26 protein-coding genes and 1 tRNA gene are annotated in these 26,565 nt (G+C 27.1%); 8 read left to right on the forward strand and 19 right to left on the reverse strand.

Annotated features, from left to right (window positions below):
• Positions 1 to 46 precede the first annotated feature (46 nt).
• Genes queA through ruvA form a run of 3 tightly spaced genes read right to left on the reverse strand, consistent with a single transcriptional unit; the run spans position 47 to position 2,740 of the window.
• Entirely contained in the window at positions 47 to 1,087 is a 1,041-nt protein-coding gene (gene queA / locus DB723_RS00105) for a tRNA preQ1(34) S-adenosylmethionine ribosyltransferase-isomerase QueA (RefSeq protein ID WP_151551214.1), read from the reverse strand.
• On the reverse strand, positions 1,062 to 2,105 hold the full coding sequence (ruvB, locus tag DB723_RS00110; RefSeq protein ID WP_151551216.1) for a Holliday junction branch migration DNA helicase RuvB: 1,044 nt from the start codon (positions 2,103 to 2,105) through the stop codon (positions 1,062 to 1,064). Before ruvB ends, queA begins: the two co-directional genes overlap by 26 nt.
• Before the next feature lie 44 nt (positions 2,106 to 2,149).
• The gene (ruvA, locus tag DB723_RS00115; RefSeq protein ID WP_151551218.1) at positions 2,150 to 2,740 is read right to left on the reverse strand and encodes a Holliday junction branch migration protein RuvA; all 591 of its coding nucleotides are present in this window, start codon (positions 2,738 to 2,740) and stop codon (positions 2,150 to 2,152) included.
• 69 nt (positions 2,741 to 2,809) lie between these two features.
• On the opposite strand from ruvA, the gene DB723_RS00120 reads away from it, so the two are divergent.
• On the forward strand, positions 2,810 to 3,949 hold the full coding sequence (locus tag DB723_RS00120) for a PQQ-dependent sugar dehydrogenase (protein ID WP_151551219.1): 1,140 nt from the start codon (positions 2,810 to 2,812) through the stop codon (positions 3,947 to 3,949).
• Positions 3,950 to 3,955: 6 nt separating this feature from the next.
• Here the strand turns inward: DB723_RS00120 and DB723_RS00125 are convergent, their stop codons facing one another.
• Both DB723_RS00125 and DB723_RS00130 read right to left on the reverse strand, forming a co-directional pair.
• Positions 3,956 to 4,687: a YebC/PmpR family DNA-binding transcriptional regulator gene (locus DB723_RS00125; protein ID WP_151551221.1), complete on the reverse strand. Its 732-nt coding sequence runs from the start codon at positions 4,685 to 4,687 to the stop codon at positions 3,956 to 3,958.
• Positions 4,688 to 5,593, reverse strand: a complete 906-nt coding sequence (locus DB723_RS00130) for a bifunctional 5,10-methylenetetrahydrofolate dehydrogenase/5,10-methenyltetrahydrofolate cyclohydrolase (protein WP_151551223.1) — start codon at positions 5,591 to 5,593, stop codon at positions 4,688 to 4,690.
• A 148-nt stretch (positions 5,594 to 5,741) separates the two neighbouring features.
• Between DB723_RS00130 and DB723_RS00135 the strand changes: the two genes are divergently transcribed.
• Both DB723_RS00135 and bamB read left to right on the forward strand, forming a co-directional pair.
• Positions 5,742 to 6,380: a BB0027 family outer member beta-barrel protein gene (locus tag DB723_RS00135; RefSeq protein WP_151551225.1), complete on the forward strand. Its 639-nt coding sequence runs from the start codon at positions 5,742 to 5,744 to the stop codon at positions 6,378 to 6,380.
• A 7-nt stretch (positions 6,381 to 6,387) separates the two neighbouring features.
• Positions 6,388 to 7,437, forward strand: coding sequence for an outer membrane protein assembly factor BamB (bamB, locus tag DB723_RS00140; protein WP_151551227.1), 1,050 nt, complete (start codon positions 6,388 to 6,390; stop codon positions 7,435 to 7,437).
• On the opposite strand, the gene DB723_RS00145 is transcribed toward bamB, so the two are convergent.
• From DB723_RS00145 to lepB (DB723_RS00155), 3 genes are read right to left on the reverse strand one after another with little or no spacing between them, the layout of a single operon-like run.
• The gene (locus DB723_RS00145; protein ID WP_151551229.1) at positions 7,423 to 7,857 is read right to left on the reverse strand and encodes a DUF188 domain-containing protein; all 435 of its coding nucleotides are present in this window, start codon (positions 7,855 to 7,857) and stop codon (positions 7,423 to 7,425) included. The genes bamB and DB723_RS00145 overlap by 15 nt on opposite strands.
• Positions 7,847 to 8,482 carry a signal peptidase I gene (gene lepB, locus DB723_RS00150; protein WP_151551231.1) on the reverse strand — a complete coding sequence of 212 codons (636 nt, stop codon included), beginning with the start codon at positions 8,480 to 8,482 and terminating at the stop codon, positions 7,847 to 7,849. The genes DB723_RS00145 and lepB (DB723_RS00150) overlap by 11 nt, the downstream gene beginning before the upstream one ends.
• Position 8,483: 1 nt before the next feature.
• Positions 8,484 to 9,464 (reverse strand): signal peptidase I, encoded by a 981-nt coding sequence (gene lepB / locus DB723_RS00155; RefSeq protein ID WP_151551233.1) that lies wholly within the window; start codon positions 9,462 to 9,464, stop codon positions 8,484 to 8,486.
• Between the two features lie 70 nt (positions 9,465 to 9,534).
• Between lepB (DB723_RS00155) and DB723_RS00160 the strand changes: the two genes are divergently transcribed.
• The gene (locus DB723_RS00160; RefSeq protein WP_151551235.1) at positions 9,535 to 10,998 is read left to right on the forward strand and encodes an SUMF1/EgtB/PvdO family nonheme iron enzyme; all 1,464 of its coding nucleotides are present in this window, start codon (positions 9,535 to 9,537) and stop codon (positions 10,996 to 10,998) included.
• Between the two features lie 11 nt (positions 10,999 to 11,009).
• Positions 11,010 to 11,462 (forward strand): SsrA-binding protein SmpB, encoded by a 453-nt coding sequence (smpB, locus tag DB723_RS00165; protein ID WP_151551237.1) that lies wholly within the window; start codon positions 11,010 to 11,012, stop codon positions 11,460 to 11,462.
• A 72-nt stretch (positions 11,463 to 11,534) separates the two neighbouring features.
• On the opposite strand, the gene DB723_RS00170 is transcribed toward smpB, so the two are convergent.
• The 6 genes from DB723_RS00170 to DB723_RS00195 all read right to left on the reverse strand — a co-directional run bounded on the left by DB723_RS00170 (position 11,535) and on the right by DB723_RS00195 (position 19,630).
• A complete protein-coding gene (locus DB723_RS00170) occupies positions 11,535 to 12,071 on the reverse strand; it encodes a P13 family porin (RefSeq protein WP_151551239.1) in 537 nt (178 codons plus the stop codon).
• Positions 12,072 to 12,149: 78 nt separating this feature from the next.
• The gene (locus tag DB723_RS00175) at positions 12,150 to 14,030 is read right to left on the reverse strand and encodes a DNA topoisomerase IV subunit A (RefSeq protein ID WP_151551240.1); all 1,881 of its coding nucleotides are present in this window, start codon (positions 14,028 to 14,030) and stop codon (positions 12,150 to 12,152) included.
• On the reverse strand, positions 14,030 to 15,829 hold the full coding sequence (locus DB723_RS00180; RefSeq protein ID WP_151551242.1) for a DNA topoisomerase IV subunit B: 1,800 nt from the start codon (positions 15,827 to 15,829) through the stop codon (positions 14,030 to 14,032). The genes DB723_RS00175 and DB723_RS00180 overlap by 1 nt, the downstream gene beginning before the upstream one ends.
• A gap of 20 nt (positions 15,830 to 15,849) precedes the next feature.
• Entirely contained in the window at positions 15,850 to 16,590 is a 741-nt protein-coding gene (locus DB723_RS00185) for a 1-acyl-sn-glycerol-3-phosphate acyltransferase (RefSeq protein ID WP_151551243.1), read from the reverse strand.
• A gap of 8 nt (positions 16,591 to 16,598) precedes the next feature.
• Positions 16,599 to 18,116: a pallilysin-related adhesin gene (locus DB723_RS00190; protein ID WP_151551245.1), complete on the reverse strand. Its 1,518-nt coding sequence runs from the start codon at positions 18,114 to 18,116 to the stop codon at positions 16,599 to 16,601.
• A gap of 11 nt (positions 18,117 to 18,127) precedes the next feature.
• Complete coding sequence (locus DB723_RS00195) at positions 18,128 to 19,630, reverse strand: peptidylprolyl isomerase (RefSeq protein ID WP_151551246.1); 1,503 nt, start codon at positions 19,628 to 19,630, stop codon at positions 18,128 to 18,130.
• Between the two features lie 187 nt (positions 19,631 to 19,817).
• On the opposite strand from DB723_RS00195, the gene DB723_RS00200 reads away from it, so the two are divergent.
• On the forward strand, positions 19,818 to 20,672 hold the full coding sequence (locus DB723_RS00200) for a protein-glutamate O-methyltransferase (RefSeq protein ID WP_151551247.1): 855 nt from the start codon (positions 19,818 to 19,820) through the stop codon (positions 20,670 to 20,672).
• Positions 20,673 to 20,705: 33 nt separating this feature from the next.
• Here DB723_RS00200 and phoU read toward each other — a convergent pair whose 3' ends face one another.
• Genes phoU through DB723_RS00220 form a run of 4 tightly spaced genes read right to left on the reverse strand, consistent with a single transcriptional unit; the run spans position 20,706 to position 25,252 of the window.
• Positions 20,706 to 21,377, reverse strand: coding sequence for a phosphate signaling complex protein PhoU (gene phoU, locus DB723_RS00205; RefSeq protein WP_151551249.1), 672 nt, complete (start codon positions 21,375 to 21,377; stop codon positions 20,706 to 20,708).
• 13 nt (positions 21,378 to 21,390) lie between these two features.
• A complete protein-coding gene (locus DB723_RS00210) occupies positions 21,391 to 22,380 on the reverse strand; it encodes a tetratricopeptide repeat protein (RefSeq protein ID WP_151551250.1) in 990 nt (329 codons plus the stop codon).
• Positions 22,377 to 22,778 (reverse strand): hypothetical protein, encoded by a 402-nt coding sequence (locus tag DB723_RS00215; protein WP_151551251.1) that lies wholly within the window; start codon positions 22,776 to 22,778, stop codon positions 22,377 to 22,379. Before DB723_RS00215 ends, DB723_RS00210 begins: the two co-directional genes overlap by 4 nt.
• 26 nt (positions 22,779 to 22,804) lie before the next feature.
• Positions 22,805 to 25,252 (reverse strand): AAA family ATPase, encoded by a 2,448-nt coding sequence (locus tag DB723_RS00220; protein ID WP_151551253.1) that lies wholly within the window; start codon positions 25,250 to 25,252, stop codon positions 22,805 to 22,807.
• Between the two features lie 92 nt (positions 25,253 to 25,344).
• Between DB723_RS00220 and DB723_RS00225 the strand changes: the two genes are divergently transcribed.
• On the forward strand, positions 25,345 to 25,890 hold the full coding sequence (locus DB723_RS00225) for a ribonuclease HII (protein WP_151551254.1): 546 nt from the start codon (positions 25,345 to 25,347) through the stop codon (positions 25,888 to 25,890).
• Between the two features lie 26 nt (positions 25,891 to 25,916).
• Here DB723_RS00225 and DB723_RS00230 read toward each other — a convergent pair whose 3' ends face one another.
• Positions 25,917 to 26,297, reverse strand: coding sequence for a DUF3276 family protein (locus DB723_RS00230; protein WP_151551256.1), 381 nt, complete (start codon positions 26,295 to 26,297; stop codon positions 25,917 to 25,919).
• Positions 26,298 to 26,447: 150 nt separating this feature from the next.
• On the opposite strand from DB723_RS00230, the gene DB723_RS00235 reads away from it, so the two are divergent.
• Positions 26,448 to 26,519, forward strand: a tRNA-Gly gene (locus DB723_RS00235).
• The last annotated feature ends 46 nt before the right edge of the window (positions 26,520 to 26,565 follow it).

Here is a 26,565-nt window from a genome sequence, read left to right on the forward strand (position 1 = left end):
AAGCCTTTATCATAAATTAAATATTAAAATAATTCACAACTAATATCTATATATGATTTAAAACTAACATAGCATCCCCATAAGAAAAAAATTTATAACCTTTATTTATAGCTTCTTCATAAGAACTAAACACAAAATCTTTGCCTGCAAATGAAGAGACAAGCATCAACAGAGTAGATTGGGGAGTGTGAAAATTTGTAAAAAGCATGTCAACAAACTTAAAACAATAGTTCTTGCTAGGATAAATAAAAAGATTCGTACTTTGCGGACCCGTTTTAAATTTCTTAAGGGTATTGTCATAAGATGATTCTAAAGTCCTCAAGGTTGTAGTGCCAATTGACAAAATTTTTTTACCAAGAAGCTTCGCATTCTGCAATCTCTCAGACACACAATCTTTCATTAAAAAAGTTTCAAAATGCATATTATGTTCTTCCACTTTTTTAGATCTTACAGGAAGAAAAGTCCCAAGCCCTACATGAAGAGTAATAAAATCATATTCAATATTGTTCTTTTCAAAAGCAGAAAACAAATCTTTACTAAAATGTAATCCTGCAGTTGCAGAAGCCGCAGATCCAACGTATTTAGAATAAATAGTTTGATATCGATCTTCATCTATCTTATCATAATCTCTTTTAATGTAAGGGGGTAAAGGAATAAAACCATGCTTTTCAAAATAATCTTCACCAACATCCTTGTTAAATTTTAAAACAATCTCACTACTATTTTTTGATAGAATTTCACCCATTAACCCTTCAGGAAATTTGTAAAGATTACCAACAATTTGCTTTTTAGATTTAGAAACTAGCGCAGTAAACAAATTAGTGCCAATTCTATCTAAAATTAAAAATTCAACATTACTACCCATCTCTGATTCTGCATATATTCTTGATTTTCTAACTTTTGAATCGTTAAAAACAATAAAAATATCGCTATTTATATATTTAAAAATATTATTTACAGAATGTTCATGGTAAATTTTTTGCAATTGAGGATCTAGTACCATTAACCTTGAAGATCCCCTTTTTTCACTTGGATATTGTGCTATTAAAGAATTAGATAAATTAAAATGAAACTCTTTGGTCTTCACTAAGACTATCCTCTTTCATCTCTAAGTTTAAGTGAAGATACGCAAACTCAGTAGCTTTACGACCTCTGTGAGTTCTATTAATAAATCCTTTCATAATTAAATAAGGCTCATAAAAGTCTTCAAGAGAATCTGCTGTTTCCCCTACAGAAATAGCTAAAGTATCAACACCTACAGGCCCCCCATTAAATTTCAATATCAAACTTCTTAAAATATTTCTATCTTGCTCATCAAGACCTTCCCCATCAATTCTAAGCATTTCAAGCCCAATTGCAACAATGTCACTTGTAATAATCAAACTTCCAGTTACTTGAGCAATATCTCTTATTCGTCTTAAAAGTCTATTTGCTATACGGGGAGTTCCTCTTGAACTTCTTGCAAGAAGAAAAGCAGCATCCTCTTCTATTTCAATATTTAAAATAAGAGAATTTCTTTTTATTATCTCAACAAGCTCTATTTCACTGTAAAGTTCAAATCTTGCAGTAATTCCAAATCTCGCATAAAGTGGAGATGTTACTCTTCCAGGCTTAGTAGTAGCTCCAATCAATGTGAATTTTGGAAGTGGCATTCGAACAGTTCTTGCATTGGCTCCTTGCCCGATTACCCAATCTAGCTCATAATCCTCCATAGCAATACAAAGCATTTCTTCTATTATTGGCCTAAGTCTATGTATTTCATCAATAAATAAAACACTCTTCTCATCAAGACCTGTCAAAATTCCAATAATATCTTTGGGCCTGTCAAAAGCTGGAGCTGAAGTAATCTTAATAGAAGCATTCATCTCAAAGGCAATAATACTTGCAAGAGTAGTTTTTCCAAGACCTGGTGGGCCACTTAAAAAAACATGATCTAAAGCTTCATCTCTCTCTTTAGAAGCTTTTATAAAAATACTAAGAGTTTCTTTAACATTAACCTGACCTTTAAAATCTTCAAAAACTTTAGGCCTAAGCTCATTTTCACCCTTATCATATAAATAATTTTCATTAGAACTTAAAAAGTTTATATTATTTTCGTCTCTCATAAATACCTCTTAAAGACTATTTTATAACTATTAAAAACCAATAATTAATTTGTCATTCTTTTTAAAACCTCCTTAAATAAAAATTGCTCCTTTTCAGAGTCTTTTAAATTTGCAAATTCAGTTAGATTACAGGCTTCTTTAAGCTTGCTATTAACAATTTTTCTGTCAAATCCCATGCTAACAATCGATTCTTCTAATTCTTTAAATCCAAAAAGACTAGATTCAGGCTCATTACTAATCAAAAGCTTACCTTGAAGATGTAAAAACATTTTACCAGCCATTTTTTTGCCAATGCCTTTAATTTTAGCAACAAGTTCAATATCTTCTCTATCAATAGCATCCTTAAACTCATTATATCTTATATTAGACAACACCCTTAAAGCAGCCCTTGGCCCTATTCCACTTACTCCAATAAGCCCTTTGAAAGTCTCTCTTTCATCTGAATTCAAAAATCCAAAAAGTTTTAATTCATTTTCTCTTATATAAAGATAAGTAAAGAGCTCAACCTTGTCTGACAACCTAAAATTAGCAAGGCAAAATGTACTAACTAAAAGCTCAAATTCAAAAACAGTGGTCATTAAAATTAAACTAGATTCTTTTTTTTCTATAACTTTACCATGAATCTTATTTATCATATAATTAAATTATATTACACAGAAACATCCGATTTAAAGCAAGAATTTTAAATAAAAAAAGGGCACTAAATGAAGAATCAATTTTTAAATACCTATTTTCAATTAATTACAACTATTTTTTTAATCTTATCTATACCTATGGCAGCAGAAGAAACGGCAAACACACTAAAAGTTCCAAATGGATTTAAAGTCGAAATTTTTTTAAAAAATATAATTGAAAAACCAAGGGGAATTACAAGCGATCAAGATGGAAACATATTCATAGGATCTGGGAGTAATTTTGCATACTTTGTAACAAAAAACAAAAAAATTTATACCATAGCTAAAACCCTACAAAAACCCATTGGCATTGCTTATTGGGATAATAAACTATATATATCTTCTGTTGATAAAATATATGTGGTTGAAAATGTAAAAGAAGAAATTAATAAAAGCATAAAAGCAGATAAAGACTATACATGGAAAATGCAAATTTTTGCATTTTTACCAAAAAATAATTCTCAAATGCATTCAGGGCGTTATATTAAAGTGGATCCTAAAAATAACAAATTAATAGTAAACATAGGATCCCAACATAATGTCAAAATTCCTCCAAAAAAAGAAGCAATAATCCTTAGTATTGATTTAAAAACAAAAAAAGAAGATATAATAGCTTTTGGAGTAAGAAACTCGGTTGGATTTGATTTTCATCCAATTAGCAATGAAATATATTTTAGCGACAATGGTCAAGACGGATTGGGTGACAACATTCCTCCAGATGAAATAAATTTAATAACCAAATATAAAGAACACTTTGGATTTCCATATGTGTATGGGAAAAACCAAAAAAATTACAATTTTTATAACAAAGCACCCAAAAACACTAAGTTTACTCCGTCTACTTATGACCTTCCTGCACATGTAGCTCCACTTGGAATACACTTTTACCGAGAAAATAACTTTCCAAAAGAATATATAAATAAATTATTCATAGCAGAACATGGCTCATGGAACAGATCTTCTCCTGTTGGCTACAAAATAACTACACTAGACATTGATTCTAAAAACAGAACAGCAAAAAATTATAAGGTCTTTTTATCTGGATTTTTAAAACCTGACAACTCTAAATTTGGGCGCCCTGTTGATATAACCACATATTATGACGGCTCAATTCTTTTTACAGATGATTTTGGAAATAAAATTTACAGAGTTTACTACGAAAAAACTTAAATAAAACTAACTTAATTCTTCCGGAATCTCTAAATTATGAATTACTTCCTGAACATCATCAAAGTCTTCAAGCTTTTCAACAAGAAGAATTATTTTTTCTGCTTGCTCTTTGTTTAAAGAAATTTTATTTTCAGGAATTAAAGCTATCTCTGCAACCTCTTCTTTAAATTCAGGCTTTAAAAAAGATAAGACTTTATCAAAATCATCAGGACTTGTTATAACTTCTGCTTCATTATTTGAAACTAAAATATCTTCAGCACCAACTTCTAATGCAAGCTCCATTATTTCATCCTCAAGATATTTTTCTAAGTTGTAAACAATTAGACCCTTTCTGTAGAACATATATGAAACTGAACCTGGAGCACCAAGAGATCCCCCACCTTTTGCAAGAACACTTTTCACATCGCTAGAAGTTCTGTTTTTATTGTCCGTTAGGCATTTAATCATTAATGCTACTCCATAAGGAGCATAAGCCTCATAAGTGACTTCAAAATATTCAACCCCTTCATTGCCACCAATACCCTTTTTTATTGCCTTCTCAATATTATCTTTTGGCATATTGGCAACTTTGGCCTTATTAACGGCAACTCTTAGTCTCGGATTAGAATCAATATCTCCCCCTCCAATTTTAGCTGCAATAGTTATTTCTCTTATTAGCTTTGTAAAAATTTTATTGCGCTTTGCATCAAGAGCGCCCTTTTTTCTCTTTATTGTTGACCATTTGCTATGTCCAGACATCTACACCTCCAATAATTTTTCCAGTCTATCTAAAATATCAAGCATATTATTATTAATCAAATGAGCTTTAATTGTATTAAACATTAACATAAGCACTGTAACTGGTCCTATTCCTCCCTTAACAGGAGTAATAAATTTAACACAATCTTTAATATTGTCAAAATCTGTATCGCCTGAGAGAATTTTTCCGTTATTAGTCTCAATTTCAGAAATACCAATATCAATCACATAAGGATTTCTACTCAACATACTTTTATCTATCAACTTGGGCTTACCAACAGCCGAAATAATAATATCAGCCTGTCTTAAATAAACATCTAGATAAATACTTTTACTGTGACAAGTAATAACAGTTGCATCATAAGGCTTTGACGAGAGTAATATTGAAATAGGCCTTCCTACAAGAGGACTTCTGCCAACTACAACAACCGTTTTCCCCGATGTTTTTATCTCTTCATCTCGCAAAATCTTTAATACAGCAAGAGCTGTACAAGGAATAAATCCTTTTTTATCACCCAAAATCATTTTACCCAAATTAACAAAAGACAAACCATCAACATCTTTTGAAGAAACTATGCCATTTAAAATAGAATTTAAATCCATACCTTCTAAAAAGGGCAATTGAACAATAATTCCATCTGTACTTAAATTTTTATTTTCTCTATTAATTACTTTTAAAATATCACTTTGAACAGAATTTGCAGAAAATTTAATCACTTCAACATTTAAGCCAATCTCTTTTGCAACTCGACTCTTAATTGAAACATAAAGCTTGCTTGCAGGCTCATCATTTGCTAAAATAACTTTTAATGCAATTTTATATCTCAAGTCATACTGTTTTAAGAATTCTTTAAGTATTAAATAATACTTATTTGCAAAATCCCTCCCATTAAACACAGTATTCAAAATATACCTCTTAAACCTAACAAGATTACCCTAATATTATACTTAGATTGTCGATATAAGAAAAGCTAAACTGCTAAATTCAAATTGTAATTAAATTTATTTTCAACTATAATAAACAAAGATAATAATTTTAAAAGAATGGAGAATAATGAAAAAATACCTTTATTTTACACTAATTGCAATCTTGTTAATTAGTGTAAACACAAAAAAAGTTGAAGCCGCAGCTAATATTGATAGGCATACAAACTCTACTTTAGGAATAGATTTAAGCGTTGGAGTGCCTATCTTTTACAATGACTTATCAAGAGCTTATTCTACTAATTTATATCCCGGAGGAATTGGAGCAATCAAATATCAGTACCATATTCTAAACAATTTAGCAATTGGACTTGAGTTAAGATATATGTTTAACTTTGACATTAACCATTCTTTTAATATATTAAATCCAGATTCCAGTGTAGGCAAAATTTTTTATAGTGTGCCTATTACATTTTCAGTAAACTATATATTTGATATAGGAGAATTATTTCAAATTCCAGTTTTCACAAATGTAGGGTTTTCTCTTAATACATATGGAGATAGAAATAACAACATTACAAACTTAAGAACTTTTGATGCACTCCCTACAATCTCTTTTGGATCTGGAATTTTGTGGAACTTTAACTATAAATGGTCTTTTGGAACAACAGCATCTTGGTGGATGATGTTTGAATTTGGGAATTCTGCTAAAATGGCACATTTTGCACTTATATCATTATCAGTTACAGTAAATGTAAATAAATTGTAGGATGAAAATGAAACAAAAATATGAAAACTATTTTAAAAAAAGATTAATTTTAAACCTATTAATATTTTTACTACTAGCATGCTCAAGCGAATCTATATTTTCCCAATTAGGAAATCTGCAAAAAATAAACCATGAATATAATATTTTGGGCAGTTCAAGTCCAATAGGAATCTCTCTAGTAGGAGAAACTCTCTACATTGCAGCTATGCATTTATTTAAAAAAGAAAACGGCAAGATTGAAAAAATTGATTTAAGCAATTCTTATGAATTTATAAATGACATTGTAAATGTATCTGGAAAAACCTATCTTTTAGCGCAAAACAAAAAAGCAGAACTAGAGGTTTGTGAACTAAATGGAAAAGATTGGAAATTAAAATTTAAAAAACCATTAAAAGCATATAAATTTTTAAAATCTGTGGGCAAAGATGGTGTAAAAGAAGCATATATTTTAGCTATAGACAAAAACAAGCAAGAGAGAATTTTTGATCTAGAAGGCATGGATAAAACACCATCACAAGCTAATAAAAATGACAAATTTTATCAAATATCAAATGAAAATAACTTAATTACAGGAAATTCACTTAAAATATGGCAAATAAATAACAATACATATAAAAGCATAGACTATCAACAAGCAAAAGAAATAATGCCTATTATTAAAACAAACATTAGAGGTTTTTCTGAAATCTTAGTAATGACTGGTGGTTATAATAATTTAGAAACAAAATTTAAAGTGTATTCAAGTGTAAATAATTACACAACACCAATATTCATTCAAGACGAAGTAGGCGAATTTAACAGCTACTTTGCAAGAGAATTTAATGATGCAATATTAATCGGAAGTAATAATGGGTTTGCAGAATTTAAAAAAAATAAAGAAGGAGTTTTTGCTTTACAAGGACCCTCAAAATCTGTAGAACCTGGAGCTTATAACGGTTCTCAGTTAAGCAAAACGGGTCTTAACGATATTATTCCTGTATCAAACAACACAATTTATATACTAACTCAAGGTAAAGGATTGTGGAAATTGGAAAACAAAAAATTAACTAAAGAATAAAGAATAAAAATTCGTTATAAATTTCTCATATCTAGATTTATTAAAATCTAGATCATAATATTTTTTAATCTTAATTTTCAAATTAAGATTAATCTTAGACCTAAAACATAAATAATTTATATTATTTATATTAAAAATTTGGCCTTCATCATTCATGACCTTGGTTTCAATATCTAAAAGAAGTTTAGCAAAAAAAATATCTCGAGTAATAACAAGACTGTACCTATCTGCTAAATTCAAAATAAATGCATCAACATTATCTACCACTTCTAAAACAACATTTTCTGCTTCTTCCAAATTCAAAACTTTATTAGAAACTACAATAAGTTTTGATTTATTGTAGTTTCTAATAAAGTTTTGTAAAAATTTTATTATCTTAAAATTACAAGAATCAGCATCAACAAAAATTTTATTTAACAATCTTATATTCCACTACTTTAAAGGCCAAAAAAGAAATAATAGCATTTTTATTAATCGGTCCAAATATTCTAGAATCATTTAAAACACTTAAATTGTCATTTAATAAAAAAATTTCATTTTTTTTCAAAATAAAACATTTAACCACTTCATCTGTATTAAAAAAATCATTTAACTTATAATAACTAACTAAATTGCCATTCAAATAAAAAAAATTTGTATCCTTTTTATTTACTAAAACATTTAAACCTCTAACATACACAGAATCGCCCTGAACAGCCGCTATTCTTGACACCTTATAGCTTGCTTTTTTAAAAATTTTATTTAAAAAAAAGAAATCTTTTATTAAAGTTAATAAAAAATTATTACTTAATCTAAAATCTTCATAAAGAACAATATCATTCATTTTTAAGGGAACAAAAAAAGATGTTATATGTGTTGCAACAAAAAATAAACTAGCATTTCGTGTTATTGTTGGCAACATCTCATTACCTTTAATTATAAAAACTTGCAAAACAAACTTTGTGAAAAAAAAATTTAATATTAAAAATGCTAAAACATATTTTAAAAAAATTTTTCTTTGCTTTTTTTTAAAAAGTCTTTGTTCAAAGGTTAAATATCGGGCCACTTTAAATAAATCCTACCCTAGAAAATGGAAGATATATTATTAGGGTTCTGCCAAGCACCTTATCTTTATTGATTACTCCAAAAAATCGACCATCATGAGAATTGTCTCTATTGTCTCCAATTGGCAAAACATACCCATAAGGAACATAAATCCCATAATCCCTTATTATAGCTTTTTCTATATAATAATCAACATAGGGCATAAAAGCAGATAAATACTTATATTCCAATCTCTCAAGCTCAAACCTATCAATCACTCTAACATCAAAAAATGAGAAATCGGGAGTACTACTTAAATTTATATTTAACTGGCGCAGAGCAATAAACATAGCAAAATCACCATAAATCTCGTAGTCCTCATTTGCTACAATTTTTTTAATATTAAAACTTTGATCAACCAAATCCCAATAAGAATCTTCTAAAATAAAATTCTCTTCACCTTCTCTTTTAATATAAGCTTTCCCGCTATTAAATCTAACAATTTTACCGTCTGTAAATACACCCCTTTTTACAAGAAATCTAACACTAGGATTGCCGTATTCATCTCTATCAAGATCAACAAAAGATAGCGTTAACATGTAAAGTATTCTTTGAAAGATATCAAAAAAAACACCCTTTGATTTATATTCTGGATTTTCAAAAATAATAATATCGGATTCTTCTGGAGTTTTAAAACCATTAATCTTAAATAATCCAGGTAAAAGTTCGGGACCGTAAGAAAATTTATCTACAAACAAAAAATCTCCTATTTGAAGAGTATTTTCCATTGAACCTGATGGTATTTTATAAGCTTGAACAAAATACTGATTTATTGCCAGTACAAAAATTGCTGCTGCTAAAAAATCAAATAAAAAGTTAAGCAAAAATCCTCGTTTCTTTGCCCTTAACTTGCAAAAATACTTTTTTCTTTTTCGATATGTCAAGTATTTTTCAACAAGACATACCAAAAAAGATGCAAATTTATCCAATCTTTTTAAATGCATAATCTAACCTCAAGAATTAAATCATACAAAATATTGACACTTATTTAAATACTTTTCTATACTTTAAAAGATGAAAGAAGTCGACGATAATTCAAATATTGAGCTTTTTGAAGTTAAATTAAAGCCAATTCTAGGAATAGGACCTAAAGTTTACGTATTTCTTACAATAATAATACTACTTCTAAGTTTAATATCAATTTTAATAATCATACCCAAATTTAAAAATCCGGGAGCATATTTAAAAATAGATTCTAATATCGCAAACACTTACATCTATTTAAACGAAAAATATATTGGAAGAACTCCAATTAATAAATATATAAATACCACTGAAGGAATTATTAAAGCAAAAAGAATGGGATTTAAAACCTACGAACAAAAAATAAAAATTAACAACAAATTTTTTGGAAGCTACAATTTGCAAATAAATTTGGAATTAGTTGATCCTGAAAAAATCATTAAACAAAGACAAAAAGAGCTCTCTGTAATGGTAAAAATAAAAAATATTAATGAAAATACAAAACTAATTCCTGTATTTTCATTAATATCTAGCGAGCTAAAAGAACATCCCGAATACATTAAAAAATTTCTAAAAGATTCCATACCTTACTTAAATTCAATAGAAATGTTTAAAGATTTTCTAAATTCATACAAAACTGTGTATTCAATAGACAAAAACAATAATAATCAAGAGGAAATATGGAGCTCCTTAAAAACAAATTTTGACTTAGAAAATAGAGCTATCTTTTGGTTTTTAGAAAATTTAGACGAAGATCAAAAAATGCTAACAAAAAATGAATCTTGGATTAAAACATTAATCAAAACTCTAGACAATGAAAACATTCAATTAATTTCTAAAAATGAAAAAATTAATATAAAGTTACCTGGATTTAAAAAAATAAATTCAAATAAAATCGAAAAAACTCAAAATTATGAATTAGATTCAAAAAATATTTCACTAAAATCTATCTATAGCATAAAAGAATTTCTTATTCAAGAGCAAAATGTTACAAAATATGAGTATCAGGATTTTTTAAAAGAAAATCCAAAATGGGCAGCAAATAACAAAGAAAATTTAATAAAAGCACAACTTGTAGATGAAAATTATCTTAAAAATTTTAATCAAATAGGCTTAAATGAAGCTATTACGGGAATATCTTATTTCTCAGCAATAGAATATGCCAACTGGTACTCTAAAAAACTTCCCAAGGGATTTAAAGCAAGACTACCCATATCACAAGAATGGGAATTGTACCAGAAAGAACCAAACAAAAACCCATTAAATATTAATGAAATATCAAAAAAAGTTGGATTTTGGAATTTAATGCAAAATTCGTCTTTTAACGATATTGCAATATTTAAAAATGAAAGAAATTTTTATAACGAAAATTCAAATTTTTATTCATTGATAACAGAGATTAGAACATATTCTCATAAAAATAATAATTTATTAAATCCATCAACTAAGGCTTCTTTTTTAAAAAATTGGAGCTCTCCAAACATTGGTTTTAGATTGATTGTATCAAAGGAATAGAAGGAATAGGCTTGAATACAAACACTTTGATTCTTGAAAATAAAAAGGCAAAATTCAATTACTTTATTGAAGAAAAAATAAGTTGCGGAATAGTGCTACAAGGAACTGAAGTAAAATCAATAAAGGCAAAAAAATTATCATTTAACAATAGCTTCGCAAGTATAAAAAAAGAAGAATTATGGCTTGAAAACTTACACGTGTCAAAATATAAAGAAGGAAATATCTTCAATCATGACGAATTAAGACCCCGAAAACTTCTAATCAAAAAAAGAGAATTACAAAGGCTAAAAAAATTTAAAGAAAAAGAAGGATATACTTTAATTCCTATTAGTTTTTATTTAAAAAAATCGATAATTAAAGTAGAAGTTGGAATATGCAGGGGAAAAAAATTGTATGATAAAAGAGAAATACTAAAACAAAAAAGCATAAAAAAAGACATTAGTAGAGAGATAAAATACAAATAAAACTCTAATTTTAAATTACAATGAGCAATCACAATACAAGATTGCAATCACTCATTTTCATAATAAATAAAATTAATAACTTTTCTTGAAAGATAGTTCAAACCCAAGAGCACTAGCTTGGCCCATGCTAATATCAAAACTAGGCTCAAATCCTCCAAAAGCTATGTTAAGACTATTTTTCAATTTTTTATTATAACTATTAGCAAATGTAAATGGAAGAATAATTTCTGTCAATCTTGTTACAGCCATAGTAACCACACCCGCTAACATAACTCCCTTACCCCAAGTCCATTGAAAAGCAGCTTTTTTAGTATTATTCTCAAAAGCTTTGATATCTAAATAAGCTCCTGTAAATATTAGCCCTATACCAACCGCATCAAATCCAAGAATAAGAAAACCTCCAAGAATATCTCCTTGAACAAAAGAACCAATTCCAAAACCTAAAAAAAGGTTCAATAAAAATGGCACAATAGGATCTTTCTTGCTAGTTTCATAAGCTAAAAGTTTTTCTCCTGCCCCAAGATTAAAAGTACTTTTAGAATCATCAGCTTGAGCAAAGCTAGAAAAAGCACAAAAGGTTAACAAAACGAAAATTAAAAATTTATTCATAAAAACCCCTTTATTAAAACTGGTACTATGGTAGCATATTAATGAAATTTAAAAAAGGTTTTTAAAACATTATTTCTATTATTTAAATTTAACTTTTTTCAAATTGTTATTTGAAATTCGCTTCCCAATAGAGCTTCTTGATTTGACCATAAAATTAGCAATCTCAATTCTTTTAACAATGTCTTTATTTGTCGAAAATTCTACAAATTCAGGACTCAATGAAAAATCAACAAATTCATCATTTTCTCCTAAAAATTCATAGACTTTGTCTGTAATAAATTTATCTATTTTAAATCTTTTAACATAATAAAAATTATCAAGCTTATTATAATAAATTATTGAAAATATTTGTTCTTTTGAACTATTTACATCATAAACTAAAGCACATACATTCTTTTTATCTATAAATGTCTTGTCTTCAATATTTTTAAGAATATAACTTTTTTTCTTAAAAACTAGCACTTTATCATAATAGCTAGCATTTCCAATGAATTCACCATCAAAAAGACTAGTTCCTACAAAACCTTCTGCTAAATTTAAATAAACCTTCATATTCTTCGTAGCTATTTCTTTTACATTTTTTGATTTTATTAAAGAAATTTCAGTCTTCCTTTGATGCTCTTTAGAATACTTTGCAAGTAATAGATCAATAAAGTTTATTGAATATCCTCTTATTGAAGAAATATTGCTATTTATACTCTTTAATTCTTTATTTAAAATTTTAATATCTTTGGAATTCTTATCAATATCAAAAAGACTTATTTTTCTAATTGGAATCTTAAGTAAATTTTCAACATCTTCTTTGAAAACTTCCCTTGAAAAAGAATCTTTATACCTTAAAACTTCTGACAATATTACGCTTGCAATATTTTCTTCTTTAGAAATTGTTTCAAGAAGTTTATAAATCTTTTTTTCAATAAAAATTTGTTCCAATGTTTTATAAAATATTTTTTCAAGAACCTTGCTTTTTTGTAATTCAAGCTCCATTTTTAAAATTTTTTGAAGATTGGCTGCATGAAACTTAATAAGATCTTTAATAGTATAAACAACAGGATACCTATCGTTAAGCAACAATAAATTAACAGAAATTGATATCTGACAATTTGTATAATGATATAACTTCTCAATCACTTCACTTGCATAAACACCTCTGGGCAAAGATAACTCTATAGCCACATTTTCAGCAGTAAAATCATTAATACTTGAAACTTTAATATAATTTTTTCTAATCGCTTTCTCAATCGAAGATATTAAACTCTCAGTAGTCTCCCCAAAAGGTAGTTCCCTTATTACAATTGTTTTTTCATCTACAGTTTCAATTTTAGCTCTAACTAAAACTTTGCCATTACCATCAGCATATTCATTAACATCAACTATTCCTCCTGTTGGGAAATCGGGATAAATATCGTAATTCTCTCCAAGAAGCTCACTTTTTACTGCATTTAAAATCTCATTAAAGTTATGAGGTAAAATTTTGGCTGCCATTCCAACAGCAATTCCCTCACTTCCCTGAATTAAAATAACAGGAATTTTTGCAGGATAAAGCAAAGGTTCATTATTTCTTCCATCATAAGAAGATTCATAAACTGTTATTTCTTTGCTGTAAAGAACATCAAAAGCTAAGGGCGTTAATCTGCATTCAATATACCTAGAAGCAGAAGCAGGATCGCCTGTAAACAAATTACCAAAATTGCCCTGCTTTTCAATAAACAGATCCTTATTAGCAATATTAACAAGAGCCTCATAAATTGACGCATCCCCATGGGGGTGGTATTTCATTGTATTGCCAACAACGTTTGCAACTTTATGAAAATTGCCATCATGCATTTCAAAAAGAGAATGTATGATTCTCCTTTGAACTGGTTTAAATCCATCAACAACACTAGCAATAGCACGGTCTTTAATAACATAAGATGAATATTGTAAAAAATTATCTTTAAGAACAGTTCTAATATCCATTAAATTAAATTCTCCATAATAAAATTCCGCCTCTCAGGAGTATTTTGCCCCATATAAAAAGCTAACTTCTCTTTTATTTCTTTAATATTAAAAAGATCCACTTTTGTAAGTTTAATGCTACTAATATCAATAAAACCTTTAAATTCATTTGGAGAAATTTCACCAAGACCCTTAAATCTTGTTACTTCGCATCCTCCCTTAAGCTCAAGAATGGCTTTTTGCTTTTCTTCCTCAGAATAACAATAAATTGTGACTTTTCTATTTCTAACCCTAAAAAGAGGAGTTTCTAAAATATACATATGCCCATTTAAAATTAAATCTTCAAAAAAAGTCAAGAAAAAAGTTAACAACAAATTTCTAATATGAAATCCATCAAAATCTGCATCGGTTGCTATTACAACCTTATTGTACCTCAAATTTTCAATTGATTCCTCAATGCCAAGAGCTACCATCATATTATAAAGCTCTTCATTTTTGTATATTTCAGATTTATTTTTTTCAAACATATTTTGAGGTTTCCCTCTAAGAGAAAATATAGCCTGAGTATAAACATCTCTACAAGACACCATTGAACCTGTTGCAGAGTCTCCTTCTGTCAAGAAGATCATGGTTTGCTCTGAATGACTACTGTTGCCATTAAAATGAAATTTACAATCCTTAAGTTTTGGAATTTTGAAAGATATTTTTTTTGCTCTCTCTCTTGCCTCTTTTCTTACACTACTTAGTTCTTTTCTAAGTCGCTCATTGTCAACTACTTTTTTTTCAATCAATTTCGCAAGTGTTTTATCTTTATACAAAATCTCAGAAATTACCTTCTGAACTTCCTTTGCAACATTGCCTCTAGTTTCAATATTTCCAAGTTTATTCTTAGTTTGGCTTTCAAATATTGGGTCCTTAATTTTAACAGAAAGAGTTGCAACAAGTCCCTCCCTAACATCTGTTGAGGAATATGTTTTTTTAAGGAAATCGTTAATAGCTCTTACAAAGCCCTCTCTAAAACCAGTCTGGTGAGTGCCTCCATCGTTGGTATATTGCCCATTAACAAATGAAAAATAAGTCTCGCCGTAATTATTTGTATGAGAAAAAGCAAATTCTAAGGTTTTACTAGAATAGTAAACAACATCATAAAGCAAATCATCACTTTTAATTTCTGAATTCAAAAAATCTAAAAGCCCATTTTTAGATTCAAAAATTTGACCATTATAGTTTATTATAAGTCCTTTATTCAAACAAGCATAATGGAAAAATCTTCTCTTTAGAAAATCTTCACTGTAAGAATATTTTCCAAATATTTCTGAATCTGCTAAAAACTCAACATAAGTACCATCTTTATCAGAAGATTTTACTTCTCTAGATTCCAATAAATTTCCCTTAGAAAACAAAGCCTCAAAAGATTTACCATTCCTTGTTGATCTTACCAAAAATTTTGAACTTAAAGCATTAACCGCCTTAGTTCCAACCCCATTAAGACCTACAGAAAATTGAAAAACATCATCATTATACTTGGCTCCAGTATTAATAACTGAAACGCTCTCAACAACTTTTCCAAGAGGAATTCCTCTTCCGTAATCCCTAATAGTAATAAGATTGTTTTCTTTTTTTATAAAAATTTCATTTCCGTATCCCATAATAAACTCATCAATTGAATTGTCTATTATCTCTTTAATTAAAATGTAAATACCATCATCAATATTAGAACCATCTCCTAAACGCCCAATATACATACCAGATCTTAATCTGATGTGCTCAAGAGAAGAGAGAGTGATTATTTTGCTTTCATCATAATTTTGAGTATTCATCTAAATCCTTGCTTTATAAATTAAATTTTAATAGTTTCAAGCTTTTTAACTATTTGATCTCTAATAATACTAGCAAGATTATCTTTTTCATATTCACTTAAGGATAAAATATCTACCAAAGGATGGATATGAATATAAACAGATAGTCCAGAATTAAAAATAATATTTTTAATAAAAAAGTTATTAGTATTACAAAGAGTAACAGGAAGAATAGATGTTCCCGTCTTTAATGCCATCTTAAATGCACCCTTTTTAAAAACTTTAGTATCTCCCCCTCTATTTCTAGTCCCTTCAGGAAAAATTCCAATGGATCTACCCTCTTTCATAACCTTTATTGCCCTAACCTCAGCTGCTGCAGCAGATCTTATTCTCTTTCTATTAACAAAAATAGTGCCCATAACAATCAAAACAATATTCAAAAAAGGAACTCTAAGCAATGAATGCTTTGCCAATATTACAAACGGACTTGCAAAAGTATAAATAAAAATTAAAGGATCCATAGCCGCAATATGATTTCCCATTATTATTACATTGCCTTTTTGGAGGGGAATATTCTCAGAACCTGTAACAACAACTTTAATTCCAGCAAGCCATAAGCTAATCTTAATGCAGACCCGCATCATAACGAAGCTGAATCTAATAACATAACGCTCAAGTAAAAAAATTTTACAAACTAAGTAAAAAGGATATAAAAAAAAAATTAAAATCAAAAAGAAAAATAAAACATTAACATAAGTTATAAGACTTCTCAATATTTTCATTAAAATTATTATCCTATTTTTTCTATTCGTTCAAGTTTTAATTTTTGCCCTTTAAGTAAGCTTACATCATCTTTTAAAATTTTAATAGGATTTAAAATAATTGTAGAAAATTTTTGCTTTTGAACAACTCTCTCGTTATGCTCAAGGAAAAAAGATTCAACGAGCTTGTAATTGCCCATATCAATTTCATATTCAAGAACATAATTATTTTTTAAAGGGAAAATATTAAAAATACCATAATAAATTTTATTCTCATCAATATAAGTTAAATGGGGATAAGAAAAATCATAAATTTTGTCCTTATACACGTAATTCCCATTAGGAATAAAATAAATATTATTATTACCCCTTTTTTCAAGATTCAATACATTCTCATCAAATCTTTTAAATGCGCCTGAAAATCCACTATTATCATAAGAATTAGTACTAGTATCAATTTTGATTTCAATGTTTTCTTTATCTACAATTTTTATCCAAAAATTGTAAACTATCAAATCTGAGAAAAGAGACTTTGCACTAACATTAAGAGTATTATAAGCTGGCTTTGAAATATATTTAATCTTTGCAACTTCTTGAGAATTTTTTCTAAAAAGATTAATCTCACTTGATTGCTTTTCAAAAGATAAGAATAAAACTTCATCAATATCTTTGTCCTGTTTTTTATTATAATCATGAACGTCGTACCAAACTCCGTGCAAAAATCTATAAACTTCATCTTTACTTAAATTCTTTAAAGTTTTATAAACATTATTATCAATCTTGCCAACTTTTTCACTAACAGAAGAAAGATAATATTTGCCCTGAGCATGAGAATATTCATATTTCTCAATCTTGCTAATTATTAAATCTTCTCCCACTTTTTCATATTTTTCTAAAGAAATAGGATAACTTTCTCTTGATCTATTTTCTTCATAAGCTGAGGATCTTGTATACTTATTGATAAGAACAGTTCCATTAACTTTGTCAAAAAATATAGGCTTATAAGAAGAGACATCATTTAACACAGATTTTTGAAAAACATACAAAACAGATTTATCTTTTAAAAATCCTTGAACAACTATATTAAAATCATAATCACCTGTAATATCCTCAAGATACATGTTATAAGAATTTTTTGGGTCAATATCTATTTGAGTTTTAAAAAGAATCGTTCCAACTTTAATTTTAGGATCAAAACCAATAATAAATAAATACGCATTAAGATTTGAAAAATTTTGAGCTAAAACCACCTGTTCAAAATAAACATCTAAATTTAAATTTTCTTGCTGAACTGCAAGAATTTTATAACCTTTTAAATCTATAATAGATCCAAAAAAATCTTCCATTTTGTTAATTTCCAAAACATTAGAATTTAGATTATCGATCTTGGAAGCAGATTTCACATCTTTATTAAAAACAATGAAATCTTTACTTACTTTAGAACAAGCAAATAGTATAAAAAAAAAGAAAAAAAACAAAAATCTATAAAACCAAATTAATTTTTTATTAAGAATATTAATTACACCAGCAAATAAAACTTTTATCATAGATTTATTTTTTAGTTCTGACTAAAGTTTTGTAAAGCAAAAAACGATTCATTAAAATTATTAACAAAATCTTTTTTATTCAATAAAAAATCTGTAATCAAACCACTATTTGCAATATTGAAATTTTCAAGAAGTTTTTCATTTTTGATCTCTTCTTTGAACTGATTAGATCCTTTTTTAGCTGAATTAAGTAAAAATAAATAAACTTTTTTATTAGCTGCAAAAGGCTTGGACCAAGAATTTTCTTTCAATCCAAAAATAATATTATAAAAAGACTTACTATTATTAAACTCAACCAAATCTTTTAAAGTATTCGGATAAATATTAATATTATAAGATAAATTAACAATTTCTTCTTTAAAACTTAACCTATATTTTTCAAGAGCTTGGCTTAAACTGCTAAGCTTAACATCACTTAGAAAATCATTTAGCTTATTTTCCAAATAACCCTCAATAACACTTGGTTCATAAGTTTCAATATAATTTTTAACAGAACTAATATCGCTATCTGAGGTTTTATCAAAATCATGAACATTGCTAAATGCCTTATATATTTGATATTCACTTTTATTTTTAGTCTTAATAGGTTTGCTAAATTCTCCTTCTCTTAAAGAAAAAATAGAATTTAGGTCTTCTTTATTTTCAATAATAAGATCTAAATCAAAATAATGCTTATCCAAAGAAACAACACCTTTAAAATTGGCAATATCATCTGAATAAAGCTTAGCAAGCTCTTCAAATGGAGCTTTATTTAATAACTTATCATGAGCATTCCTAGCATCATTCATATTTTTAAACCGAATAGATGCAAGCGATAAACGCTTAAATAAATTTAAATTTTTCTCAGCATAAAATATTGCCTCTTGATTAGAAAAATCTTGATAAGAAAGAGAAAGATATGAAATATGCCTTTCTACAGTACTCATATCTTTAATTAGATTAAAAAGAGAATCGGGAAATATTAAATTACTATTTAAAAAAATTTTCACATTGGAAAACAATATATTTTCTACCATATCATTATAAATCTTAACTTTTTGATAATCAGAAGCTTTATTATATCTTTTGGAACTAAAATTCCCGCTAGAATCCAAATATTCAGGAGATCTGAGTAAATTTTTATTCAAGGTTTCCTTAGAAATATAAAAATTATATTTTTTTATTAAGTCAAGAAAAGCAATATCCTCAACATATTTCATAAATGCCAAATACCAGGCATTATAATCTACATTAATATTCTTAGCATTTCCCTGTAATCTAGAATAAAGATTTGAATAATAATTAACATACTTGGCAAACTTACTATCTTTTTTATAGTAAATAGGCTGGCCTTTATAAGAACCAAATTTTAAGCCAGATGAATGTGCATTATCAAAAATTCCTGGAAGCAAAGGCGCAATAATAAATCCAAAAACAATTAAAATAAGAGCAAAAATACCCCATATACCAATTTTTTTTTCTTTCGATTCAAGTACAACTAAATCACCTTTGACTTTTCTACTTCTTTTTCGCATAAAAAACCCTTAATAAGTAAGAATACTAATAATTTAACTACTAAATTATCACAATTGAAAAATTATTGCAATTGAAATATCTAACTTAAGATATACGTTTAAATATTAATAGAACTAAAAAAAAATTACATTTCTAGAATTAAAACAAATCACTCTGGATCAGAAAGGAGAATGAAATCAAAAGCATATGAATGCAAGCCAAAACAAATTCAATCTTAATATAAATATAACTAAGGAAGAACTGTTAAGGTTAATAAAAATAGTTTACAACAATTTTGGAATAAATCTCAACGAAAAAAAAAAGATGCTAATTGAAAGCAGATTATCATCTCTTCTCAAAGTTAAGGGTTTTAAAAATTTTACCGAATACATTAACTTTTTAGAAAAAAGCACTGGAAGCATTCAATTAATTGAGCTGGTAGACAAAATATCAACAAATCATACCTACTTTTTCAGAGAATCTAAACATTTTGATTTTTTAAATAATAAAATATTGCCCAAACTTACCGAAAAAATATTAAAATCGGGAAACTCGGAAATTAGAATATGGTCGGCTGGCTGCTCAAGCGGTGAAGAGCCTTACACAATTGCAATGATACTAAACGAATACATGGAAAATAATAAAGTAAATTTTAAAGTCAAAATCTTAGCAACAGATATTTCAATTAGCGTTCTTAACGAAGCTTATGAAGGAATTTATCCTGAAGATCGTATAATAAATTTACCCAAATATTTAAAAAATAAATATTTAAATCAACTTCAAGATAATAAATTTCAAGTTAAAGAAATTTTGAAAAAAATGGTTTATTTTAAAAAATTAAATTTAATGGATGAAAAATTTCCATTTAGCAAAAAATTTGACCTGATATTTTGTAGAAACGTCATGATATATTTTGATGAAAAAACTAGAAACAACCTTGCAAATAAATTTAACTCCTATCTTAAAAAAGATTCTTATCTTTTAATTGGACACTCAGAAACAATAAGGGGGAATAAAAATCTTGAATATATAATGCCTGCTACTTATAAAAAGATATTATAAAAGCTTATTTAACTTAGCCTAAAAAATAATAAGCTAGGTTAAGTTTACTTTCTCGCCTACTCTAATAAAATAAAGCAATTCACCAATTGTTGCTACGTGATCGCCAACTCTTTCTAAAAAACTATTCAAAAATAATATATTTAAAAGATAATCCAAATTTTCAGGATTTTTTTTCATTGCATCAATAACAATGCTTTTTTGCTTTGAAAACAATTTATCTATTATATTGTCATACTTAACTATCTTTAATATTTTAGTAAAATCTCCATCAAAATATGCGTCAAAAATATCAGATAACATTTCTTTAGCCGTATCGGCCATTTCTCTTAAAGGTTTAAAATACAGATTAAGAAAATCAAAATCATCCAAGTCTGATTCAAGAAGAAGAACAACTCTTACAATTTTAGTGGCATGATCTGCAATCCTTTCAAGAGAACTTATTATCTTAATAATTGCTAAAATTTCTCTAAGCTCTGTGGCAACAGGATGTTCAGTCGCAATTATTCTTCCACACAAATCCTCAATATCGTATTGATAATCATCTATTATTTTTTCATCTTCATTGATTATTTTTTTAGCTAAACTTTTATCTTTAGATTCTAAAGCTATTAAAGAATCATCTATAATTTTAAGCACACATTCTTTCATATCCCAAAGATAATCTTTTATTATTTCAAGTTGTTTGGTAAGCTTTCTCCGTATCATATAATATTATCTCCTAAAAAAACCGCTTTAAAAATAAATATCTTATCTTGGCTCTCTCATAATAAGAACTAAAAGGGTAATTATCAATAACTAATTTATAGCAACTTAAAGCCTTTAAAAAATCTTTATATCTGCTTTCAGACTCATAAAGTCTCCCCAAAAAGTAACTATATTTATCTGAAAAGTTTGACTTAATATATTTAGGAAAATACAAATAACTAAAATTTAAAGCAAACTCATACTCCCCCTTTGTTACTAAAAATTCAAATATGTCAAGATAAATACTCTCAGAAAAATCAATATTCTTTTCAACTAAATATCTAGCACTCTCCAAGACCTCTTCTTTAATATTTAATTCTATACCAAGTTTAATTAGATCAAAAACAATGCTTTTAAAGCATTTATTTTTCAATTTCAAATAATTTTCATAAGATTTCAAATAATCACCATTTTTATAATAAATTTCCGCCTTCAATAAAATATATTTATCATCATTAAAATTATATTTATTAAGCAAATCTATTGCTCCTCTGTAATCATTAATGTAAGACAAATTTAAAGCTCTAGTAGTAACCTCTAAAGGGGTTACATCATTGATACCATTCTTCCCAGGCTGAATATTATTAGTTTCAACTTCAAACTTCTTTGTAATTTTCAAGACAATTATTTTATTAAATTCGTTAGAATCTTTAACATTTTGGTAGCTGAAAACCAAATTAATTTTGCATTCTTTGTTAAAAGTTTGGAAAGTAAAAACAGCTCCATTTTCATAAGATTCTCCAATTAACTTAATAAAAGCTTGATTTTCATTGTTTTTGATATAAATCCAAGACTCATTTTTAAAAGCAAGATTAAACCTTGAGTTGGTATTTACATTAATATCTACTTTTCTACTGCTAAAATCAAGCTCATATGAATAACCCTGATTTATAAAAGCTGGCTTAGAATAAACTTCAAAAACAAAAAATAGCAAACTTATATAAATCAAAAATTTATTAATCATTTGGAAATTTCTAAAATCTTATCTATTAATTTTTCATTCTCCTTCTCAATATCAATGTTAAATAAATTTTCCTTTTTAATCCAAAAATCCTTGAAAAAATTTTCATCAAGCAATTGATTTTTAATCAGACCATCAACAACCAAATTTTTATTTAAATTTTCATTTAAAAAATCGGGCCTTGGAATAAAAAAATCATCCATATTTAGAGATTCATTTAAATCAAAATAAAAATCTTCCATATCAACTAATTTAACCTTAGCATCTAAATTGTCTTCAACAAACTTTTGAGATTTTTCTAACATTTGCGTTGAATAGAAATAAGTAATACCCGAAACAATAAAAATTAAAAATATTAAAATTAAAAAATATTTTCTAAAACTAAACTTTACATCTCGCATGTTAATTTTCCTTAAATCTAACTTAATTATATATTAAACACTCTACTTTCACCATTATCAAGTGTAATACCTATTAAATTTTCACCACCAGCAGAAACATATGCATTATGAGTTATTACTAAAAGTTGAATTTTTTCCCCCAATTCTTTTAAAAGTAAAGAAAGTTTTTTACTATTCTCAAAATCAAGAGCTGCATCTATTTCATCAAGCATACAAAAACAAGCAGGAGAGTAATAATAAAGTGCAAATAAGAAAGCCATACTAACCAAGGTGCTCTCACCTCCTGAAAGCATATTATTGTTTTTAACAAATTTGTTTGAAAAATTTATTCTAATCTCAACATTATCAATATTTTCATTATAAAAAAGAGCGGCGGATCCTTTAAAAATTTTTTTAAAAAAATAAGAAAAATTTTTATTAATCTCATCAAATGCTTCTTTAAATTTTTTATTAATCTCATTTTTTATTTTTTTTTGAAGCTTTTGTAATGAATATTTTGAAAGCTTTAAATCTTCTACTTGTAAACTTACTTTTTCAAACCGATCCTTAGTTTCATCAAATTCTTTATCAATATTGAAAAATACATAATCACCCAGATTGATTGCATTGATCTCTTTTTGTAATAGCTTTCTGGTTGCAAGATCTTCTTCCAAATCAAATTTATTAGACATTTGATTAGAAATATTGAAATTTTCTATTTCATTTTTAATGCTTAAATTAGAGTTTAAAAGAAATTCATATTCTGTCTGTTTTTTTATATATTCATAATAATTAGTTTTTTTAAAATCATTTAAAAAGCTTAAAGAGTTTAAATCTTTCTCCTGTAAAGGCTCATTACTAAATTTTGAAGAACCAATAAGACTGCTTAAATTTAGCTGAATATCGCTCTTTTCTAAATTTAAATTTTCAAGCTTTAAATATAAACTTTTAAACTCCTCATCAAGACTATTCTTAGATTCAAATAAAAATTCTAAATTACCATCTATAAGTTTAATTTCGTCCAAATTTTTGAATTTAGAAAGTTCTACATATTCAAGCTCGCCTAATACATCATTTAACTGAAGCGTCTTTTCTTCAATTAATCTCTCAATAGTTGTTATCTCTTTAGCGATATTTGCTTTTAAAGCATTTTTCTCTAGTAAAAATTTTTTTAAATTAACATTTTGATCGAAAATAGGCTCAATTTTATCCTTCAATAAAGCCAACAGATTCTCATCCTTACTTATATACTTGATTAAATTTACTCTAATCTCTTTAATATATTTTATACTCAATGATTCTTCAAAAAGCTTAAGAGAATCTAATATATTTTCTTTTAATAAAATAAACTCTTCCGATTTGGCACTCTTTAATACAGATAAAATTAAATCAACAAGTTCAAAAAAACTTTTAGTATATTTATTAATCTCATCGCTTAAAGAAAAAAATTCATTTTTCTTTTCTTTAAGCAAACTATTTGACTGACATAAATCGTCATTTATAGATTTTTTTTTCTCTTCAAACTTAGATTTACTCTTTACAAACTTATCTTCCAAACTTATCTTTATTGCCTTTTCTTGTTCTAATTTTTGAATTTTAATCTCTAGCCCAATAATTTTAGACTTCATAAGCTCAATATCTTTTTCTAAAGCTTGAATATTGCTAATAACATTTTTTTCTCTAAACGAATAAAATTCTAACTTTTGCTTAAACCCAGAAGATAAAAATTTACTCAAACCATCTAAATTTAATTCACTTTTCAAGACATTAAGATCAAAATTAATATTGAAAAGCTTTTTTAATGTTATTGTTTTTTCTAAAGTTTCTAATTTTTGACTTAAATCTTGATGTTTTTTTCTTAAAAGATAAACATTTTTTATGTTATCGTACTTTTGCCTTAGATCTTCTTGCAAAGATAACAAAGATAATAAATTTTGATTAGATTGCTTAAAATTTTTCAGTGCCTCCTCTTCTTCAATTTTTAAAACATCTATTCCGCTTGCTTGTTCAATCAAAGATTTAAGATTTACGCTTCTTGCCAAAGAAATATCTTCAACCCTACCTTGAGTTATAAACATATAAGGCGATTTTTTAAAATTAAACCTATTCAAAAGTCTATTATAATCTTGAAAATTTAAAATTTTATTATTAAAATAATACTCACTTGATCCATCCTTATAAAGACGCCTGCGGATGTAAAAATTTTCTCCAAATTCCCTTAAATTAGATTTTTCGTAGTTAACATTACTAAAAAAAAGAGTTATTTCTGCAAAATTTGATTTTCCTAATTTTGAAACAGAAATTAAATCAGAAATATCTTCAACCCTTAAAAATTTTAAATTATCTTCTCCCATGCAAAAACGTACAGCATCAATAAGATTGCTCTTCCCACATCCATTAGGACCCACAATAAAGCTTAAATTTTCCCCTATTTCAAACTCTTGTCTATTTAAAAAAGATTTAAACCCCAAAAGTACTATTTTTCTTAAAAACAAAATAACTCCTAATTAAAATTAAAAACACTTACTAATAAATCTACAATTTCATATTATAATAAATAAAAAATATTTTTATAAAAAGGTCAATTATGATTTGCGGAATAGATGAAGTTGGAAGAGGTTGTATTTTTGGGCCTATCATAAGTGCCGCTGTAGTTTTCAAAAAGCCTCCTAGCTTTATAAAAGAGCTGGATGATTCTAAAAAACTAAAAAAAGAAAAAAGAGAATACTTGTCCTCATTAATACTTGAAAACTCATATTACGCATTCGCTGAGATTTCAAATGTAATAATAGAAAAAATAAATATTCACAACGCATCTCTTCTTGCAATGCAAACTGCATACGAAAACCTAAAATTAAATTGCAATTTGGTGCTTGTAGATGGCAAATTTGTTCCAAAAATAACAGCAAAAACTGTAAAAGCAATAATTAAAGGAGACTCAATAATAAACGAAATAAAAGCTGCTTCAATTATTGCTAAAGTTAAAAGAGATAAACTGATGGATGAATACGATAAAATTTACCCATTATATCTACTTAAAAAAAATAAAGGGTACCCCACAAAAGAACATAAAAATGCAATAAAGAAATATGGGGTTTTAAGCCTTCATAGAAAAACTTTTAAACTAAACTAATTTAAAAATAATTAAAAAAATAAAAATTAATAATCTTTCTTTTTAAATCGACCGCCTGATAAATGAGATTTCTTCTGAAATCTAGAATCGTCTAATTTAGATCTATCTCCTCCTCCTCCATATTCACCATGCCCTTTATTATATTGCCTAGAAGAAGAACCAATAGATCCTTTAGACACTTTCTGCTTAATAACCGCTATTGCCTTAAGTAAATTAGTTTCAAACTCACCTATATTTTCTTCATATACAAAAATAGAATGTCTTTCAAAATCTCCACTTGGACTTCTTTTGCTCTCTACAATATTTAAAAAATAATCTCCTTTTCTATTTTCCTTGACATTAAAAAAATAAGTTCTCTCAGACTCTGTAAATAGCTTCTCAGAGTATACTTCCCCTCTCTCTCCCATCAATTTCCTCCACACAAGTTTTTGTACTTGAATACATTTAAGTTAAACTAATTGTACTGATTTAAAAAAAAAATTGCTAGCCAAAAATAACATTGGAATAAATCTTATTGACATAAATTAATTTTTTTTATATAAGTAAAGTATTGTCTTGCGTCCTTCGTATAATGGCTATTACCTTAGCCTTCCAAGCTAATGATGTCGGTTCGATTCCGATAGGACGCTTTAAATAATACCGATTACACCCATTATAAGCTTAACAATGCTGTTA

The sequence above is a fragment of the Borrelia maritima genome, assembly GCF_008931845.1.
GTDB lineage: Bacteria > Spirochaetota > Spirochaetia > Borreliales > Borreliaceae > Borreliella > Borreliella maritima.

Excerpts from the sequence above, each read along its gene's own strand:
- ruvB (WP_151551216.1), bottom strand. The coding sequence starts at position 2,105 with ATGAGAGACGAAAATAATATAAACTTTTTAAGTTCTAATGAAAATTAT.
- ruvA (WP_151551218.1), bottom strand. The coding sequence starts at position 2,740 with ATGATAAATAAGATTCATGGTAAAGTTATAGAAAAAAAAGAATCTAGT.
- DB723_RS00120 (WP_151551219.1), top strand. The coding sequence starts at position 2,810 with ATGAAGAATCAATTTTTAAATACCTATTTTCAATTAATTACAACTATT.
- DB723_RS00125 (WP_151551221.1), bottom strand. The coding sequence starts at position 4,687 with ATGTCTGGACATAGCAAATGGTCAACAATAAAGAGAAAAAAGGGCGCT.
- DB723_RS00135 (WP_151551225.1), top strand. The coding sequence starts at position 5,742 with ATGAAAAAATACCTTTATTTTACACTAATTGCAATCTTGTTAATTAGT.
- bamB (WP_151551227.1), top strand. The coding sequence starts at position 6,388 with ATGAAACAAAAATATGAAAACTATTTTAAAAAAAGATTAATTTTAAAC.
- lepB (WP_151551233.1), bottom strand. The coding sequence starts at position 9,464 with ATGCATTTAAAAAGATTGGATAAATTTGCATCTTTTTTGGTATGTCTT.
- DB723_RS00160 (WP_151551235.1), top strand. The coding sequence starts at position 9,535 with ATGAAAGAAGTCGACGATAATTCAAATATTGAGCTTTTTGAAGTTAAA.
- DB723_RS00170 (WP_151551239.1), bottom strand. The coding sequence starts at position 12,071 with ATGAATAAATTTTTAATTTTCGTTTTGTTAACCTTTTGTGCTTTTTCT.
- DB723_RS00175 (WP_151551240.1), bottom strand. The coding sequence starts at position 14,030 with ATGGATATTAGAACTGTTCTTAAAGATAATTTTTTACAATATTCATCT.
- DB723_RS00180 (WP_151551242.1), bottom strand. The coding sequence starts at position 15,829 with ATGAATACTCAAAATTATGATGAAAGCAAAATAATCACTCTCTCTTCT.
- DB723_RS00185 (WP_151551243.1), bottom strand. The coding sequence starts at position 16,590 with ATGAAAATATTGAGAAGTCTTATAACTTATGTTAATGTTTTATTTTTC.
- DB723_RS00190 (WP_151551245.1), bottom strand. The coding sequence starts at position 18,116 with ATGATAAAAGTTTTATTTGCTGGTGTAATTAATATTCTTAATAAAAAA.
- DB723_RS00195 (WP_151551246.1), bottom strand. The coding sequence starts at position 19,630 with ATGCGAAAAAGAAGTAGAAAAGTCAAAGGTGATTTAGTTGTACTTGAA.
- DB723_RS00200 (WP_151551247.1), top strand. The coding sequence starts at position 19,818 with ATGAATGCAAGCCAAAACAAATTCAATCTTAATATAAATATAACTAAG.
- phoU (WP_151551249.1), bottom strand. The coding sequence starts at position 21,377 with ATGATACGGAGAAAGCTTACCAAACAACTTGAAATAATAAAAGATTAT.
- DB723_RS00210 (WP_151551250.1), bottom strand. The coding sequence starts at position 22,380 with ATGATTAATAAATTTTTGATTTATATAAGTTTGCTATTTTTTGTTTTT.
- DB723_RS00215 (WP_151551251.1), bottom strand. The coding sequence starts at position 22,778 with ATGCGAGATGTAAAGTTTAGTTTTAGAAAATATTTTTTAATTTTAATA.
- DB723_RS00225 (WP_151551254.1), top strand. The coding sequence starts at position 25,345 with ATGATTTGCGGAATAGATGAAGTTGGAAGAGGTTGTATTTTTGGGCCT.
- DB723_RS00230 (WP_151551256.1), bottom strand. The coding sequence starts at position 26,297 with ATGGGAGAGAGAGGGGAAGTATACTCTGAGAAGCTATTTACAGAGTCT.